Here is a 15,554-nt window from a genome sequence, read left to right as displayed (position 1 = left end):
TGCGCGGATGTAGGAGCGGGTTTACCCGCGAAAGGGCCGGCCCTGCTGACCGATCTCCACCCGCCGTTCACCGTTGTCGCCACTACCGTATTCGCGGGTAAACCCGCTCCTACAGGGGCTCACAACGTCTGAAGACGGCGCCGCCCCTAGCCATTGATGCATCGCCGCCGAAATCCCAGGGCCGCGTCGCGGCCCTTTCGCGACACGAGGCCGCCCCCACACTGAGCGTGCAGGCTGGTGGTCAGGCGATCTTCTTCAAGCCTTGCTTCTTGAGCTCTTCATCACGCAGTTCGCGGCGCAGGATCTTGCCCACGTTGGTGGTCGGCAGCGAATCGCGGAACTCGATGTGGCGCGGTACCTTGTAGCCGGTAACGTTGGCACGCATGTGCTCCATCACCTGCTCCTTGGTCACGGTCATGCCCGGCTTGACCACGATGAAGACCTTGATCACTTCACCCGACTTCTCGTCCGGCACACCGATGGCTGCGCACTGCAGCACGCCCGGCAAGGCAGCCAACACGTCTTCCAGCTCGTTGGGGTACACGTTGAAGCCCGAGACCAGGATCATGTCTTTCTTGCGGTCGACGATGCGCATGTAGCCGTCCGCCTGGATCACGGCGATGTCGCCGGTCTTCAACCAGCCTTCGCTGTCGAGAATCTCGGCCGTGGCGTCTTCACGCTGCCAGTAGCCCTTCATCACCTGCGGGCCCTTGACACACAGCTCGCCCACTTCGCCAAGCGGCAACTCATTGCCGGCATCGTCGATGACCTTGCACAGGGTCGACGGCACCGGAATACCGATGGTGCCCACCTGGTTCGCTTCCGACGGGTTCACCGCCGCCACCGGGCTGGTTTCGGTCATGCCGTAGCCTTCGCAGATGGCGCAACCGGTAACGGCCTTCCAGCGCTCGGCCACGCTTAGCTGCAAGGCCATACCGCCCGACAGGGTGATTTTCAGCGCCGAGAAATCCAGGGCTCGGAACGCCTCGTTGTTGCACAGGGCAACGAACAGGGTGTTGAGGCCCACAAAGCCGCTGAACTTCCACTTGCCCAGTTCCTTGACCATCGCCGGCAAGTCTCGCGGGTTGCTGATCAGCACGTTGTGGTTGCCGATCAGCATCATCGCCATGCAATGGAAGGTAAACGCATAGATGTGGTAAAGCGGCAGCGGGGTGATGAGGATTTCGCAGCCTTCGTGCAGGTTGGCGCCCATCAGTGCGCGGCACTGCAGCATGTTGGCCACCAGGTTGCGGTGGGTCAGCATGGCGCCTTTGGCCACGCCGGTGGTACCGCCGGTGTACTGCAGCACCGCCACGTCGTTGGCCTGCGGGTTGGCTTCGGTCACTGGCTGGCCCTTGCCCAGCGCCAGGGCGTCATTGAAACGCACGGCCTGCGGCAGGTTGTAGGCCGGCACCATCTTCTTCACGTACTTGATCACGCTGTTGATCAGCAGGCGCTTGAGTGGTGGCAGCAGGTCGGCCACTTCGGTGACGATAACGTGCCTGACCTGGGTTTTGGGCACCACTTTTTCGGCCAGGTGGGCCATGTTGGCCAGGCACACCAAGGCCTTGGCACCCGAGTCGTTGAACTGGTGTTCCATCTCCCGCGCGGTGTACAGCGGGTTGGTGTTGACCACGATCAGCCCGGCACGCATGGCACCGAAGACCGCGACCGGGTATTGCAGGACATTGGGCAGTTGCACGGCAATGCGGTCACCCGGCTTGAGGTCGGTATGCTGCTGCAGCCAGGCGGCAAACGCCCCCGACAACGCATACAACTCGCCATAAGTGATAGTCTTGCCCAGGTTGCTAAAGGCCGGTTTGTCGGCAAAGCGTTGGCAGGATTGCTTGAGTACTGCCTGGATATTGGGGAATTCGTCAGGATTGATTTCCGCCGTAATCCCGGCTGGGTACTTATCCTTCCAAAAATTTTCGATCATGGAAGCCCACTCCTTCAGCAACAGCGAAGTTCGATTCACGCGTCGATGCGCTTATTATTGATATGAGATGACGGTTCGTTGCAAACCGGATCATCTGGAAGCGGGCCGAGAGTAACAGCTTTGTCTGGGGTCGCCTAGAGGCCAAAACAGGCCTTATGGTCACAAAAATGACTCAATGAACAATACAGGTCATTTTTAGAGTAATTATCCAAAATGTCGCAGATAAGGCTGTATAGAGCCTGTTAGAGCGGTTTAAGGCATTCGCGGGTAAACCCGCTCCTACATTGGGCGGTGCAGGAGCGGGTTTACCCGCGAAGAAGCCATCCCGGTATCACGCTATATCGCGCAACTCCCGCCGCAAAATCTTGCCCACCGGCGTCATGGGCAACGATTCGCGCAGCACGATGTGCTTGGGTACTTTGTAGCCGGTGAAGTTGGCCTTGCAGTAGGCCTTCAGCTCATCAACGCTCAGCCCCCCCTCGCGCGGCACCACGAACAGCTTGACCGCCTCGCCGGAACGCTCGTCCGGCACACCGATAGCCGCACAGTTGGCGACCTTGGGATGCCCCATCACCACATCCTCGATTTCGTTGGGGTACACGTTGAAGCCCGAGACGATGATCATGTCCTTCTTGCGGTCGACAATGCGGGTGAAGCCGTCCGGGTCGATCACCGCGATATCACCGGTCTTGAACCAGCCTTCTGCATCCAGTGCCTGGGCCGTTGCCTCGGGCTGCTGCCAGTACCCCTTCATGACCTGCGGGCCTTTGATGCAAAGCTCGCCCCGCTCGCCCAGCGGCAGTTCGTTGCCATCATCATCGATGACCTTGAACGCGGTACCCGCCACGGGGATGCCCACGGTACCCAGACGCGCCAGCTGGCCGTAGGGGTTGGTGCTGGCCACCGGCGAGGTTTCTGTCAGGCCGTAGCCTTCAACGATGCGGCACCCGGTAAGGTCTTCCCAGCGCTCGGCGGTGGCCTTGACCAGCGCTGTGCCACCAGAGTTGGTGACCTTCAGCGCCGAGAAGTCCAGCTGACGGAAGCCCGGGTGGTCCATCAGTGCGACAAACAGGGTATTGAGGCCCAGCAAGGCAGAGAAACGCCACTTGCCCAGCTCCTTGATGAAGCCGGGAATATCCCGCGGGTTGGTAATCAGCACGTTATGGTTGCCGGTGACCATCATGCACATGCAATTCGCGGTGAAGGCATAGATGTGGTACAGCGGCAGCGGCGCGATCATCACTTCCTGGCCGTCCTTCAGCAGCTTCTGCCCATCGGGGCCGTGCTGCGAGAAGCAGGCCAGCACCTGCAGCATGTTGGCCACCAGGTTGCCATGGGTGAGCATGGCGCCCTTGGCCAGGCCGGTGGTGCCGCCGGTGTACTGCAGCACCGCGATGTCATCGAGGTTCAGCGACACCGGTTTGGGCGACAGCCCGCGGCCCTCGCGCAGCACCTGCTTGAACGGCACCGCCTGGGGCAACCGGTAGGCCGGCACCATCTTCTTCAACTTGTCGACCACGGTGTTGACCAGCCAGCCCTTGGCGGCCGGCAGCAGGTCGCCCATCTTTGCCTCGATCAGGTACTCGATACCGGTATCGGGCAGCACCTCCTGCACGCGCTTGCCGAACATGTTCAGGTACACCAGCGCACGCGCGCCACTGTCCTTGAACTGGTGGCGCATCTCGCGCTCGGTGTACAGCGGGTTGGTATTGACCACGATCAGCCCGGCGCGCATGGCACCGAAGACGGCGATGGGGTACTGCAGCACATTGGGCATCTGTACGGCGATGCGCTCACCCGGTTTGAGGTCGGTGTGCTGCTGCAACCAGGCAGCGAAGGCTGCCGAATGGCGCTCCAGTTCCGCGTAGCTGAGGGTCACGCCCAGGTTGCTGAACGCCGGGCGGTCGGCAAAGCGCTTGCAGGAGCGCTCGAACACCTCGACGACCGAGGCGTAGGCATTGATGTCGATGGTGGAAGGCACGCCTGCCGGGCGCTTGTCATTCCAGAAGTCGGCTTGCATTTATTATTGTTCCTCTGCCTGGACCTGCACTGCGTCCTTTAGTCCTTTACCTGACCGCCTGCTGGCGAAAAGGCGTTGATTCGACGTTAGCAGGTAAACCCAAGGTGGCATATACGCCAAGTGCCGCCATTAACATTGTGAATCTTATTTGTGCCCCTCCTGCAATCCGGCCGGTTGTGCATACACTGTTCGGGTAACCGCGCGCACAAGGACCCGCCATGCCCCACGACGCCTTCTGGCTGCCCGCCAGTGAGCACTGCAGCCTGTACGTACACCAATGGCTGCCGGCCACACCGGTAAAGGCCGTGGTGCTGCTGGCCCATGGCATGGCCGAGCATGCCGGGCGCTACCAGCGCCTGGGCCAGGCTCTGAGCGAGGCCGGCTTTGCCCTGTTCGCTGCCGATCAGCGTGGCCACGGGCGCACGGCCGAACTGGGCAACCTCGGCCTGTTCGCCCGCCATCATGGCTGGAATGCCGTGGTCAATGACCTGGGGTGTGTGGCCCAGCACATCGGCCAGCAGTTCCCGTGCACGCCGCTGTTCCTGTTCGGCCACAGCATGGGCAGCTACATCGCCCAGGCGTACCTGCTGCATCACAGTGGCAGCCTGCACGGGGCGATCCTCAGCGGTTCCAACTACCAACCGGCCCTGCTGTACCGCTTTGCGCGGCTGATTGCCCGGCTGGAGTCCTGGCGCCAGGGGCCACTGGGCAAGAGTGCACTGATCGAATGGTTGTCCTTCGGTTCGTTCAACAACGCCTTCAAGCCCAACCGCACGGCCTTCGACTGGCTCAGCCGCGACCCCGGCGAGGTCGATCAGTACGTGAATGACCCGTTGTGCGGCTTTCGCTGCACCAACCAGTTGTGGCTCGATCTGCTGCAAGGCTTGGCGCAGATCAGTCAGCCGGGTAACCTCGCGCAGATCGATCCCAACCTGCCGATGCTGGTGATTGGCGGTGAATGTGATCCGGTCAGTGCCGGCAAGCGTCTCACCCATCTGGCCGACGCCCTGCGCGCGACCGGCAACCGACATGTACAGCTGCGCATCTATCCTGAGGCGCGGCATGAAGTACTCAACGAAACCAACCGTGGCGAGGTCATCGCCGATATTCTCGGCTGGCTGGAACAGGCGCTGGCCCTTGGCCGCCCTGCGCGCAGTGAATGATAGCCGCCCTCGCCCAACGCTTAAGGAAGCATCGATGTCCCAGGTCACCAACACGCCTTACGAAGCCCTCGAAGTCGGCCAGAAGGCCGAGTACAAGAAGTCCGTTGAAGAACGCGACATCCAACTGTTCGCTGCGATGTCCGGTGACCACAACCCGGTTCACCTGGATGCCGAGTTCGCCGCCAAGAGCATGTTCCGCGAACGTATTGCCCATGGCATGTTCAGCGGCGCGCTGATCAGTGCGGCAGTGGCCTGCACCCTGCCTGGCCCTGGCACCATCTACCTGGGCCAGCAGATGAGCTTCCAGAAACCGGTGAAAATCGGCGACACCCTGACCGTGCGCCTGGAAATCCTCGAGAAGCTGCCCAAGTTCAAGGTGCGCATCGCCACCAACGTCTACAACCAGAACGACGAGCTGGTGGTCGCGGGTGAGGCCGAGATCCTGGCGCCGCGCAAGCAGCAGACCGTCGAGCTGGTGTCGCCGCCGAATTTTGTGGCGAGCTGAATTGTGATGCAGCCAGCACCTACTTCAAGGCTGCTCTCCTGGGTAACCCGCTAATTCGTTGATTTAGCGGGCATCCTGTGGGATATGGGCTGGCCCGCAAAGAGCCGGTACCCCCACATCATTCGATAGCCTGCAAACGCCGCTCGATATGCCGCCGCTCAGGCGCCTGTCGGGTCAAGGCCAGCGCCTGCTGCCAGGCCGCTCGCGCCTCTTCTACCTGCCCCAGCTGGCAATGCAACTCGGCGCGCGCCGCATGTGCCAGGTGATAGTCCAGCAACTCCCCCCGCGCCAGAATCCCTTCGACTTCCCGCAAGCCAACCTCCGGCCCATCCCGCTTCGCCAGCGCCACCGCCCGGTTAAGCGCCACCACCGCTGATGGCCAATACCGCTGCAACACGTCATACAGCCCGACGATTTCTCCCCAGTCCGTCTCTTCAGCCGTCGCCGCTTCGGCATGCACGGCAGCAATCGCCGCCTGGACGGTATAGGCCCCGAATGCACGGCTCTGCAGGGCCTGGCGCACCAGAGCACAGCCCTCGGCAATGAACTGCCGGTCCCACAAGCTACGATCCTGCTGCTCCAGAACCACCAAATCGCCTTGGCCATCGATGCGCGCCCGCTGCCGGGACGCCTGCAGCAACATCAACGCCAGCAGGCCGACCGCCTCCGGGTCGGGCAGCAACTGCACCAGCAACCGCGCCAGGCGAATGGCTTCATCGCTCAGCGCCTGCTGCAGCAGTGTCTCGCCCGATGACGCCGAATAGCCCTCGTTGAACACCAGGTAGATCACCCGCAACACGCTTTCCAGGCGCTCGGGCAGCTCATTCAGCTCCGGTACCTGGTACGGTATGCCCGCGTCACGGATCTTGGCCTTGGCGCGCACGATACGTTGGGCGATGGTGGCCGGGCTTTGCAGAAAGGCCCGGGCGATCTGCTCGGTGGTCAGGTCGCAGACTTCGCGAAGCGTCAATGGCACCTGAGCGTCGGCCGACAAGGCCGGATGGCAACAGGTGAAGATCAGCCGCAGGCGGTCATCCGCCAGCAGCTCTTCTTCACTGGGGTCCTGCGCCTGACCCTCCAGCAGCATGCTCAAGTCCGCCTGGGAGCGGTCGAAGCGGACGCGCCGGCGCAGCGCGTCGATGGCCTTGAAGCGCCCGACAGAAACCAGCCACGCTCGCGGGTTGGCGGGAATACCGTCGCGTTGCCAGCGTTCGACGGCAATGAAGAAGGCATCATGCATGGCCTCCTCGGCCAGGTCGAAATCACCCAGCAAGCGGATCAGTGTCGCCAGTATGCGCCGCGACTCCTGCCGGTACACAGCCTCGACTTCGGCACGCACCTGGGCCAGTGCGGCCATCAGTCGGGCATCCGCTGGGTCACCACCTCCACCAGGCGGTCCAGGCTTTCTCCCCAGCCCTGGTGGAAGCCCATTTCTTCATGGGCCCGACAGTCGGTGGCATTCCAGTGCCAGGCACGGGCGGTGTAGCGGGTTTTGCCCTGTTCCTCGTCAAAGCTGATCACGGCAGTCATGAAGGCCTTGTCCGACGGTACCCAACCGGGGCCGAAGGCATCGGTGAACACCAGCCGGCGTGGCGCGGCAATTTCCAGAAAGACGCCCTGGTTGGGGTACTCGCAGCCATCCGGCGCGCGCATCAGGGTGCGAAACAGGCCACCGGCCCACAGTTGCATCTCACACTCCGGGGTGGTCATGCCGTGCGGCCCCCACCACTGCATCAGCCACTGGGGTTCGGTCCAGGCGCGAAATACCTTGGCCGGTGGTGCGTCGATCAGGCGGCTGATGGACAACTCGTGTTGCGCCTGGACAATGGGTGCAAGGCTCATGCTGATGGTTCTCCTTGGCTGTCAGGGTTGCAGCTCGCGCACTGGTCGCACCTCGACACTGCCAACCCGCGCGGCAGGGATGCCCTTGGCGATATTCAGCGCTTCGTTGAGGTCGCGGGCCTCCACCAGGTAAAAGCCCGCCAGTTGCTCCTTGGTTTCGGCGAACGGGCCGTCGGTCAGGCTCATGTGTCCGTTGCGCATGCGTACCGTGGTGGCCGTCTGCACCGGCTTAAGCGCCTCGGCCGCCAGCATGCGCCCGGAACCGTGAATGGCTTCGGCGTAGGCCATGCATTCGGCGTCTGCCGGGCTGTCGGGCAGGCTGTGCAACAGCCCCTCGTCACAATAGACCAGGCACAGGTATTTCATGGTCGCCTCCAGGGTATTGGCAAAGTGCGTTTGGCGATAACGGCTCAGGGCTTGAGATCGAACAGCGCTTTTTGCGTTTCCATGTCGAAAGGCGCCGACCAGTGTTCGTGGATTACCTGCCACTGGCCGCCTTGACGACGATAGCCCACCGTGGCGCGCATGAAGCCGCACTGGCTTTCGTCGTCGCCTGGACCGCAGCGGTTCAGCCAATGGGCCAGGGCCAGATCGCCTGCGGCGTGCACGGTGAGTTGGGCAAGTTCGAACACCATGGGGCCGGTGCACATGCCCATGCACATTTCCCAGTGCGCCGTGTAGGCCGACTTGCCTTTGAATTGCAGAGCCTGGATGGCATCGAAGGCGACGATATCGTCGGCGTAGGGTTCGATGATGCGCGGGATGTCGCGATCGCGCACGGCTTGCATCCAGCGCTCGATCAATTGGCGGATTTCGGATTCGGCTGCAGTGCTCATCGGGGTACCTCCGACAGATCATAGGGGTTGGGGCACGGTGTGAAGCGTGCCTTCAGCTATGGTCGAACGGTAAGCGGAGGATTCGACAGGCGGGGAAATTATTCTGTATTGGCGGAGCACCCGGGAGATCGCGTCAGGGCCAGCAAGTGCCCGCCACAGCGTTTTCAGCCCCTGTGGCGGGCACCGCCAGTCAACCCTGCTGGCAACCTTCACCCATGGCCCGGTACTGAATGGTGTGCACCTGGCCCTGATGGTCTTCATAGGTCATGGTCGCAGGTACCACTTCGCAGACATTGGGGATGGTCGACAGGTTGATCACCCGCTTGATGTCCAGGTTCATCGAGTAGTCGTACTGCTGAGCCACAGGCTCGCTGGAGACGGGTTTGGCCTCATCGGCGAGGGCGAACGAGGACATACCGACCAATGCAAGAATCAGTAATGGTTTCATGTGGTTTTGCCTTTTGAGCGTTCAAGCTGATCGATTGACTTCTATTGCCGTATCCGGCGCGGAGAAGTTGTCATCTAGGGTCTAGATGGCACGAAGTACCGATCCCGCTTCGTACTGCCAGGGGGGATGAACAAAATTCTACTCCCGGTCAGCAATAGTTGAACCCCGTAGTCGGATATTCACCCTTGCCGGTTTTGCAACAATCTGCGACAAAGTGGCCGCAAATCATCAGGCCAGAGCCTCTGGCCTCGTTTCAGGGTAGGACTCACCATTTCTGAACAATTGTCCTGTTCGACGCTTTCGGACACAGAACGCCGTTTGCTCGACCACTTCTACCGCCAGCACAGCTCACGCATGCGCGCTGCAAGCGACGCCGAACTGTGGGTAGCACGGGCCCCTGGCATCATCGCCGGGCTGAGCCTGAGTGCGGTGGGTGAGGGATTCTGGCTGACGGGCCTGTTCGTCGCCCCGCAGCGGCGCAACCAAGGGGTGGCTGCGCGATTGGTCGAGGCCGCGCTGGCGCAGGTTGACGGGCCCGTCTGGCTGTTCTGTCATCCCGACCTGACGCCCTTCTACCAGCGCCTGGGTTTTGACCTGGCCCAACAGCTGCCAGAAGCCCTGGCCAGCCGCCTGCTACGCTATCAGCGCAACAAACGCCTGGTAGCCCTGCAGCGAGGTCAGTCCTCGCTGACCTCGAGCCCAGGGAACAGCACCTCGGTATAGCCGAACTTGGCAAAGTCCTGAATGCGCGAGGGGTATAGCCGGCCGATCAAGTGGTCGCACTCGTGTTGCACCACCCGTGCATGGAAGCCATCGGCAAAGCGGTTGATCGGGCTGCCCTGTGGGTCGATCCCTTGGTAGCAGATATGCTTGAAGCGCGGCACCACGCCGCGCAAGCCAGGCACCGACAGACAACCCTCCCAGCCGTCCTCGACCTCGCTGGAGGTCGGGGTGATGACCGGATTCAGCAGAATGGTCTGCGGCACCGCCTCGGCATCGGGGTATCGCTCGCTGCGCTCGAAGCCGAAGATCACCAACTGCAGGTCGATGCCGACCTGCGGGGCGGCCAGGCCCACACCGCCGACGTGACGCATGGTTTCGAACATGTCGTCGATCAGTTGCTGCAGTTCGGCACTGCCAAGCATGTGCTCGGGCACTGGCGGAGCGATGCGCAGCAGGCGTTCGTCGCCCATCTTGAGAATGTCACGGATCATCAGGGGTTCGGCTCGACGCTATGAGGCTTGCTCGGGTTCGGGTGCTCGTGACCCAGTACAGTCAAGGTTTCCTTGGGTTTTTCCCCGTCGAAGTCTTTCTCGCCCGGGTTCTTGCCTTCGGCTGACATGTGCTCGATCACCGCATTCATTTCGGCGCCGAGCAGCAGCACGGCAGCCGAAATATAGAAATACAGCAACAGCACGATGATTGCACCAATGCTGCCGTACATGGCGTTGTAATCGGCAAAGGTCTTCACGTAGTAGGCAAAGCCCAGTGAGGCCACGATCCACACCACAACCGCCAGCACCGAGCCCGGGGTGATGAAGCGAAACTGCTGTTTCACATCAGGCATCACGTAATAGATCAGGGCTACTGCCACCATCAGCAGAATGATGATCACCGGCCAGCGCAGGATGGTCCACAGTGTGACGATGAACTCCTGCATGCCGATCTGGGCAGCTATCCATTCCATCACCTGCGGGCCCAGCACCATCAGCGCTGCGGCCGCCAGCAGCATGCCAGCCAGGCCCACGGTGTAGAAAATGGAAAGCGGGATACGCTTCCACACCGGGCGACCTTCGGGCACATCGTAAGCGGCGTTCATGGCGCTCATCATCAGGCGCACGCCGGCGGAGGCGGTCCACAGGGCGATCACGATACCCACCGACAGCAGCCCACCCTTGGATTGCTGCAACTGGTCGATCACCGGATTCACCTGCTCCAGCGCCTGGGGTGGCAACACCAGTTCCGATTGCAGACGCAGCCAGGAGAAAAAGTCCGGCAAGTGCAGAAAACCGATCAGGGCAATCAGGAACAGCAGGAAGGGGAATAGCGAGAACAGCGCCTGGTAGGCCAGCGCTGAGGCATAGGTGGACATCTCGTCGTCGAGGAATTCCTTGACGGTGCGAACCAGCACGCGGTGCAGGGGCAAGCCGCGCAGGTCGGGGAAAATCATAGCGTCTCCTTTCGCCGCTTGATCGTTACACAGGCAAGTCTAATAGACCGTGCCCGAGCTGTGCTGCTCCCGGCCGTGGTTGAAGAATTTGCTTACGAATAAGTGCCGGCCTCTTCGCGGGTTCACCCGAGAAGAGGCCGGCACCGCCTCAAGTCAAGGTTTCTTCACCGCATCCTTCACATTGCCCTTGACCTGCTGCGCCTCGCCTTTGAGCTCCTGCGCCTTGCCTTCGGCCCGCAGCTTGTCGTTGTCGGTCACCTTGCCAACACCCTGTTTCACGTTGCCGATCGCTTCGTTGGCCAAGCCTTTCGCTTTGTCTTTAGTACCGCTCATGGCAAAACTCCTGCAAATGGAGACACGTGAACCGTGTCGACAGAAGGTTGACCCAACGCCTGGGCCAGGAGTTTCAACGGATTTCCCGGCCAGAAGCCGAACGGTAAAACGGCAGGCGAATACCGCCCAAGCCCGCGAAGAGGCCGGCACTGGCACCGCAAGTCACAAACCTTGCTCCGCCCCGTGCCACCCCTCACAATGCAGGCCTTCATAGCGTCAACGCGCAGGAACCTGCATGAAACTCGACAAACCCGCCGCCATCGCCCGGCGCAACGAAGCACTGGCCCGGCCGGTGCTGACCAGCAGCAATACTCTGTTCGCCACTCTGGACAGCAAACGCAACCTGTGGTGGTTCGAAGTGCCAGTGGCACTGCTGGGCAAGGGCCAGGCCGACTGGGTCAACCTGCTGCTGCACACGCCGGAAAGCGATGAGCTGCAGCACCTGAAGGTGCCCACCAATTTCCTCAAGGCTCACCTAGAGCAAATGGAAGTGCGCAAGCCTGGCAAGCGCCGCTCCACCATCAGCCTGGCCCTCAGCGCCGACCGTGACTCGCTGCTGCGCGACACCCGTCCGGGTGGCGAGCAGCTGGACTTCCGCAACTTCGTACAGGCGTAAGGCCGTCAGGCTTTCTCGATGCGATCGTCATGGATGACGATCAGGCCCTGCTTGAACAACCCGCCAATGGCCTTCTTGAAGTTGCCCTTGCTGACGTTGAACAGCTTACTGATCAACGCAGGGTCACTCTTGTCGCACACCCCCAACACCCCGCCTTCGGCTTCCAGGCGCGCCATGATCTGCTCTTGCAGGGTGTCCGCCAGGGCGGCGCCTACCGGCTGCAGGCTCAGTGAAATCTTGCCGTCCTGGCGCACTTCCTTGATGAAGCCCTTCTCGTGCATGCCCGAGCGCAAGAACTTGAACACCTCGTTCTTGTGGATCAGGCCCCAGTGGCGGTTGTTGATGATGGCCTTGAAGCCCATCGGCGTTTCGCCGGCCACCAGCAGCTCGACCGGCTGGCCAACCTTGTAGTCGGCTGGGGTGACATCGAGGTAGCGGTCCAGGCGCGACGTGGCAGTGATCCGGCGGGTGCGCTTGTCGAGGTACACGTGCACCACGCAGTAATCACCGATCTTCAGTGGCCGAGCCTCTTCCGAGTACGGCATCAGCAAGTCCTTGGACAGGCCCCAGTCCAGGAAGATACCGGCACCGTTGATGTCCTTGACCTTCAGGCTGGCGAACTCGCCAACCTGCACCTTGGGCTTCTCGGTGGTGGCGATCAGCTGGTCTTCGCTGTCCAGGTAGATGAACACGTTCAACCAGTCATCGACCTCGGTCTCGGCGTTTTTCGGGATGTAGCGCCCGGGCAGCAGGATCTCGCCATCGGCGCCGCCGTCCAGGTACAGACCGAAGTCCACGTGTTTCACGATTTGCAAACTGTTGTAACGCCCAAGCAGAGCCATTTCCGATGATCCTCAAGACAAGGCGGCTATTCTACACCTGAAGCCACCACATGGCCCGACCACTCATGCAGTGGAACCGCCAGGCCGCACTTGCATCTACCTTCTGGCCAGCCTGAGGAAGGAACAGCACATGCCGCTACGCCTGCCCAAAGCCCTGCTTATCGCCATCGGATTCGCCCTGGCCTTGGCCGCCTGCAGCCGCATCGACCTGGCCTATCGCAACCTCGACCGCCTGGTGCCGTGGTCGCTGAGCGACTACCTGGACATGAACCGCGAGCAAAGGGCGCTGCTGGATGATCGGTTGCGCGAGCACCTGGCCTGGCATTGCAAGACTCAACTGCCCGGCTACCTCGACTGGCTCGACCGGCTACGTGACATGGTCGCCGACGACCAGGTCACCGACCAGGCCCTGCAGCAAAGCACCCGCGAGGTCCGTGAAGCGATTGGTCGGGTGGCCGAGGAAATCACCCCTTCGGCCACCGAACTGCTGCGCGGCATGAGCGACAACCAGGTAGCGCAAATGCGGGAGGCCTTCCGCGAAGACATCAGTGAACGGCAGAAGCAGTATGTGGATACGCCATTGCCCAAGCAGATGGCCCGCCGTAGCGAGCGCATGGAAAAACGCCTGAAGCCATGGTTTGGCGAGTTGACGGCGGTACAGAAGCAACGCATCCAGGCCTGGTCTCAAGCGCTGGGTGACCAGAACCGTGAATGGATCGCCAACCGTGCCCACTGGCAGCAGCAACTGCTGTTGGCAATGAACCAGCGCAACGACTCCAGCTTCGAACCGCGCCTGGCGACCTTGTTGCAACGCAAGGAGAGTTTGTGGACACCCGAATACCGGGCGGCGTATCGGAATAGCGAGCAGCAGGCACGCAGCCTGCTGGTGGACCTGGTGCGGCAGAGCACCCCGCAGCAACGGAGGTTCCTGCAGGAACGGTTGGGCAAGGTGCGTACCCATTTGAGCGAGATGAAGTGTTTGAAGGAGTGACAGGCCTGTTCGCGCTGATTCACCGGGCCTTGCGCCGATACGGAAACACATCGATCACTTTCCCTTCACGTATCGCCGCCTGCAGCCCCTTCCAGTAATCCGCGTCATACAGTTCCCCATGCAAGCGGCTGAACAACCGCCGCTGGCCCATATCGGCAAACAGAAACGGCGGAAACTCTTCGGGAAACACATCATGCGGGCCGATCGAGTACCACGGCTCGCCCGACATTTCGTCCTCCGGGTAACGCGGTGGCGGGATGTGGCGGAAATTCACCTCGGTCAGGAAGCTGATTTCGTCATAGTCGTAGAACACGACCCGGCCATGGCGGGTCACGCCGAAGTTCTTCAGCAGCATGTCGCCGGGGAAGATATTCGCCGCCGCCAGTTGCTTGATGGCCAGGCCGTAGTCCTCCAGTGCCTCCAGCACCTGGCCCTCGGTGGCATGTTCCAGGTACAGGTTCAACGGCGTCATGCGCCGCTCGGTCCAACAGTGGCGGATCAGCACTGTGTCGCCCTCCAGCGCCACCGTCGACGGCGCCACCTCCAGCAACTCGGCCAGGCAATCCGGCTCGAACTTGCTGCGCGGAAAGCGAAAATCGGCAAACTCCTGGGTGTCGGCCATACGCCCCACCCGGTCGACACTCTTCACCAGCCGGTACTTGTCGATCACCGTGGCGCGGTCCACGGTTTTCGATGGCGAGAAGCGGTCCTTGATGATCTTGAACACCGTATTGAAGCCGGGCAAGGTGAACACGCTCATGACCATGCCCCGTACCCCTGGCGCCATGACAAAGCGGTCATCACTGCTGGCCAGGTGGTTGATCAGCGCGCGGTAGAACTCCGACTTGCCCTGCTTGTAGAACCCGATCGAGGTGTATAGCTCGGCAATGTGCTTGCCCGGCAGGATGCGCTTGAGGAAATTGACGAACTCGGCGGGCACCGGGACATCGGCCATGAAGTAAGAGCGGGTAAACGAAAAGATGATCGACACCTCGGCCTCGTCGGTAATCAGCGCATCGGCCTCGATGCCGTGGCCCTCGCGGTGCAGCAAGGGAATCACCAACGGCCACTGCTCATCGCTGTTGTACAGGCGGCCGACCAGATAGGCCCCCTTGTTGCGGTAAAGCACGGGTACAAACAGCTCCACGGCCAGCGTCGGGTCCTTGCACACCCAGTCGGGCAGGCATTCGCGCAGTTGTTCTTCCAGCCGCGCCAGGTCGCCTTCCAGGTCGCCATAGGGCATGTCGAACGGGTAATCGGCGAACACCGCGCGCAGCAAGTTCCTGAGACTGCCGTCAAGCCGATAGGTACGGGTTTGCGCGGCGCGCTCGCGGCCGCGCATGGAAGGCCGGGTAGTGTGGATGAACATGCAGCCATCGCTGATCAGGTCATGGCTGAACAGGCTGCAAAACAGCGAGTTGTACCAAGTCTCTGCCAGCTCGTCGTCCAGGCGTGGGTCGATCAGGTGGATATAGGCGTTTTTCACCAGCGGCCACTGTTCCACATCCAGCAGCACCTCTGCGGCAAAGGCCTGGCGCAGCCAACCGTTGACTTCGGCGACTTTCTCTTCGTAGAGATTGATGCGGGCAGCGGCGGCCTGCTGGATATCCTGCCAGCACGCCTGCTCGAAGCGCTGGCGAGCACCAAGGGTGATGCGCTGGAAATGATCGCGGTAGTCGTCGAAGCCGGCGAGGATCATCCGGGCGATTTCGACAGCGGGCCAGGGCTGGGACATGCGTGGGGCCTCGGAGCTGGGATTGAGTACAGAGCTTAGCCGCCCTTGGCTTCATGGGTTACTGCCATTGAAGGCCCGAGCTGTAGTTGCAGCTGCCTTGCCCAGAGCCCCGCA

Annotated in this window: 17 protein-coding genes; 5 read left to right on the top strand and 12 right to left on the bottom strand. The window is 61.6% G+C overall.

The window, feature by feature from the left end:
• Positions 1–241: 241 nt before the first annotated feature.
• On the bottom strand, positions 242–1,939 hold the full coding sequence (fadD1, locus tag N5D53_RS17295) for a long-chain-fatty-acid--CoA ligase FadD1 (RefSeq protein WP_003254620.1): 1,698 nt from the start codon (positions 1,937–1,939) through the stop codon (positions 242–244).
• A gap of 331 nt (positions 1,940–2,270) precedes the next feature.
• The gene (gene fadD2 / locus N5D53_RS17290; RefSeq protein WP_010955224.1) at positions 2,271–3,959 is read right to left on the bottom strand and encodes a long-chain-fatty-acid--CoA ligase FadD2; all 1,689 of its coding nucleotides are present in this window, start codon (positions 3,957–3,959) and stop codon (positions 2,271–2,273) included.
• Between the two features lie 218 nt (positions 3,960–4,177).
• On the opposite strand from fadD2, the gene N5D53_RS17285 reads away from it, so the two are divergent.
• Positions 4,178–5,122, top strand: a complete 945-nt coding sequence (locus N5D53_RS17285; protein ID WP_104961003.1) for an alpha/beta hydrolase — start codon at positions 4,178–4,180, stop codon at positions 5,120–5,122.
• 34 nt (positions 5,123–5,156) lie between these two features.
• Positions 5,157–5,627 (top strand): MaoC family dehydratase, encoded by a 471-nt coding sequence (locus tag N5D53_RS17280; protein ID WP_003254624.1) that lies wholly within the window; start codon positions 5,157–5,159, stop codon positions 5,625–5,627.
• Positions 5,628–5,745: 118 nt separating this feature from the next.
• Here N5D53_RS17280 and N5D53_RS17275 read toward each other — a convergent pair whose 3' ends face one another.
• The 5 genes from N5D53_RS17275 to N5D53_RS17255 form a co-directional block, all read right to left on the bottom strand.
• The gene (locus N5D53_RS17275; protein WP_266024664.1) at positions 5,746–6,984 is read right to left on the bottom strand and encodes an RNA polymerase sigma factor; all 1,239 of its coding nucleotides are present in this window, start codon (positions 6,982–6,984) and stop codon (positions 5,746–5,748) included.
• Positions 6,984–7,469, bottom strand: coding sequence for an SRPBCC family protein (locus tag N5D53_RS17270; protein ID WP_104961002.1), 486 nt, complete (start codon positions 7,467–7,469; stop codon positions 6,984–6,986). Before N5D53_RS17270 ends, N5D53_RS17275 begins: the two co-directional genes overlap by 1 nt.
• 21 nt (positions 7,470–7,490) lie before the next feature.
• Positions 7,491–7,835 carry a YciI family protein gene (locus N5D53_RS17265; protein WP_010955228.1) on the bottom strand — a complete coding sequence of 115 codons (345 nt, stop codon included), beginning with the start codon at positions 7,833–7,835 and terminating at the stop codon, positions 7,491–7,493.
• 44 nt (positions 7,836–7,879) lie between these two features.
• Positions 7,880–8,305 (bottom strand): nuclear transport factor 2 family protein, encoded by a 426-nt coding sequence (locus N5D53_RS17260; protein WP_020190619.1) that lies wholly within the window; start codon positions 8,303–8,305, stop codon positions 7,880–7,882.
• A gap of 190 nt (positions 8,306–8,495) precedes the next feature.
• Positions 8,496–8,753, bottom strand: a complete 258-nt coding sequence (locus N5D53_RS17255; protein ID WP_003254632.1) for a DUF2790 domain-containing protein — start codon at positions 8,751–8,753, stop codon at positions 8,496–8,498.
• 318 nt (positions 8,754–9,071) lie between these two features.
• Between N5D53_RS17255 and N5D53_RS17250 the strand changes: the two genes are divergently transcribed.
• On the top strand, positions 9,072–9,476 hold the full coding sequence (locus tag N5D53_RS17250; RefSeq protein WP_104961001.1) for a GNAT family N-acetyltransferase: 405 nt from the start codon (positions 9,072–9,074) through the stop codon (positions 9,474–9,476).
• Here N5D53_RS17250 and def read toward each other — a convergent pair.
• From def to N5D53_RS17235, 3 genes are all read right to left on the bottom strand, one after another.
• Positions 9,431–9,967 (bottom strand): peptide deformylase, encoded by a 537-nt coding sequence (def, locus tag N5D53_RS17245; protein WP_010955231.1) that lies wholly within the window; start codon positions 9,965–9,967, stop codon positions 9,431–9,433. The genes N5D53_RS17250 and def overlap by 46 nt on opposite strands.
• Positions 9,967–10,923: a YihY/virulence factor BrkB family protein gene (locus N5D53_RS17240; RefSeq protein WP_003254637.1), complete on the bottom strand. Its 957-nt coding sequence runs from the start codon at positions 10,921–10,923 to the stop codon at positions 9,967–9,969. Before N5D53_RS17240 ends, def begins: the two co-directional genes overlap by 1 nt.
• A 153-nt stretch (positions 10,924–11,076) precedes the next feature.
• Positions 11,077–11,256 carry a CsbD family protein gene (locus N5D53_RS17235; protein ID WP_012051514.1) on the bottom strand — a complete coding sequence of 60 codons (180 nt, stop codon included), beginning with the start codon at positions 11,254–11,256 and terminating at the stop codon, positions 11,077–11,079.
• A 235-nt stretch (positions 11,257–11,491) separates the two neighbouring features.
• Here N5D53_RS17235 and N5D53_RS17230 point away from each other — a divergent pair, with 235 nt between their 5' ends.
• Positions 11,492–11,872 (top strand): hypothetical protein, encoded by a 381-nt coding sequence (locus N5D53_RS17230; protein WP_014590048.1) that lies wholly within the window; start codon positions 11,492–11,494, stop codon positions 11,870–11,872.
• Between the two features lie 5 nt (positions 11,873–11,877).
• Here the strand turns inward: N5D53_RS17230 and N5D53_RS17225 are convergent, their stop codons facing one another.
• Positions 11,878–12,714 (bottom strand): S1-like domain-containing RNA-binding protein, encoded by an 837-nt coding sequence (locus tag N5D53_RS17225; protein ID WP_010955234.1) that lies wholly within the window; start codon positions 12,712–12,714, stop codon positions 11,878–11,880.
• Between the two features lie 130 nt (positions 12,715–12,844).
• Here N5D53_RS17225 and N5D53_RS17220 point away from each other — a divergent pair, with 130 nt between their 5' ends.
• A complete protein-coding gene (locus tag N5D53_RS17220) occupies positions 12,845–13,705 on the top strand; it encodes a DUF6279 family lipoprotein (protein WP_129933494.1) in 861 nt (286 codons plus the stop codon).
• 19 nt (positions 13,706–13,724) lie between these two features.
• Here N5D53_RS17220 and aceK read toward each other — a convergent pair whose 3' ends face one another.
• Positions 13,725–15,440: a bifunctional isocitrate dehydrogenase kinase/phosphatase gene (gene aceK / locus N5D53_RS17215; RefSeq protein ID WP_279840559.1), complete on the bottom strand. Its 1,716-nt coding sequence runs from the start codon at positions 15,438–15,440 to the stop codon at positions 13,725–13,727.
• Positions 15,441–15,554 lie beyond the last annotated feature (114 nt).

The organism is Pseudomonas sp. GD03862, assembly GCF_029840855.1.
Taxonomy (GTDB): Bacteria; Pseudomonadota; Gammaproteobacteria; order Pseudomonadales; family Pseudomonadaceae; genus Aquipseudomonas; species Aquipseudomonas alloputida.
The sequence above is the reverse complement of the archived record's forward strand: the minus strand, read 5'-3'. Positions and strand labels throughout refer to the sequence as shown.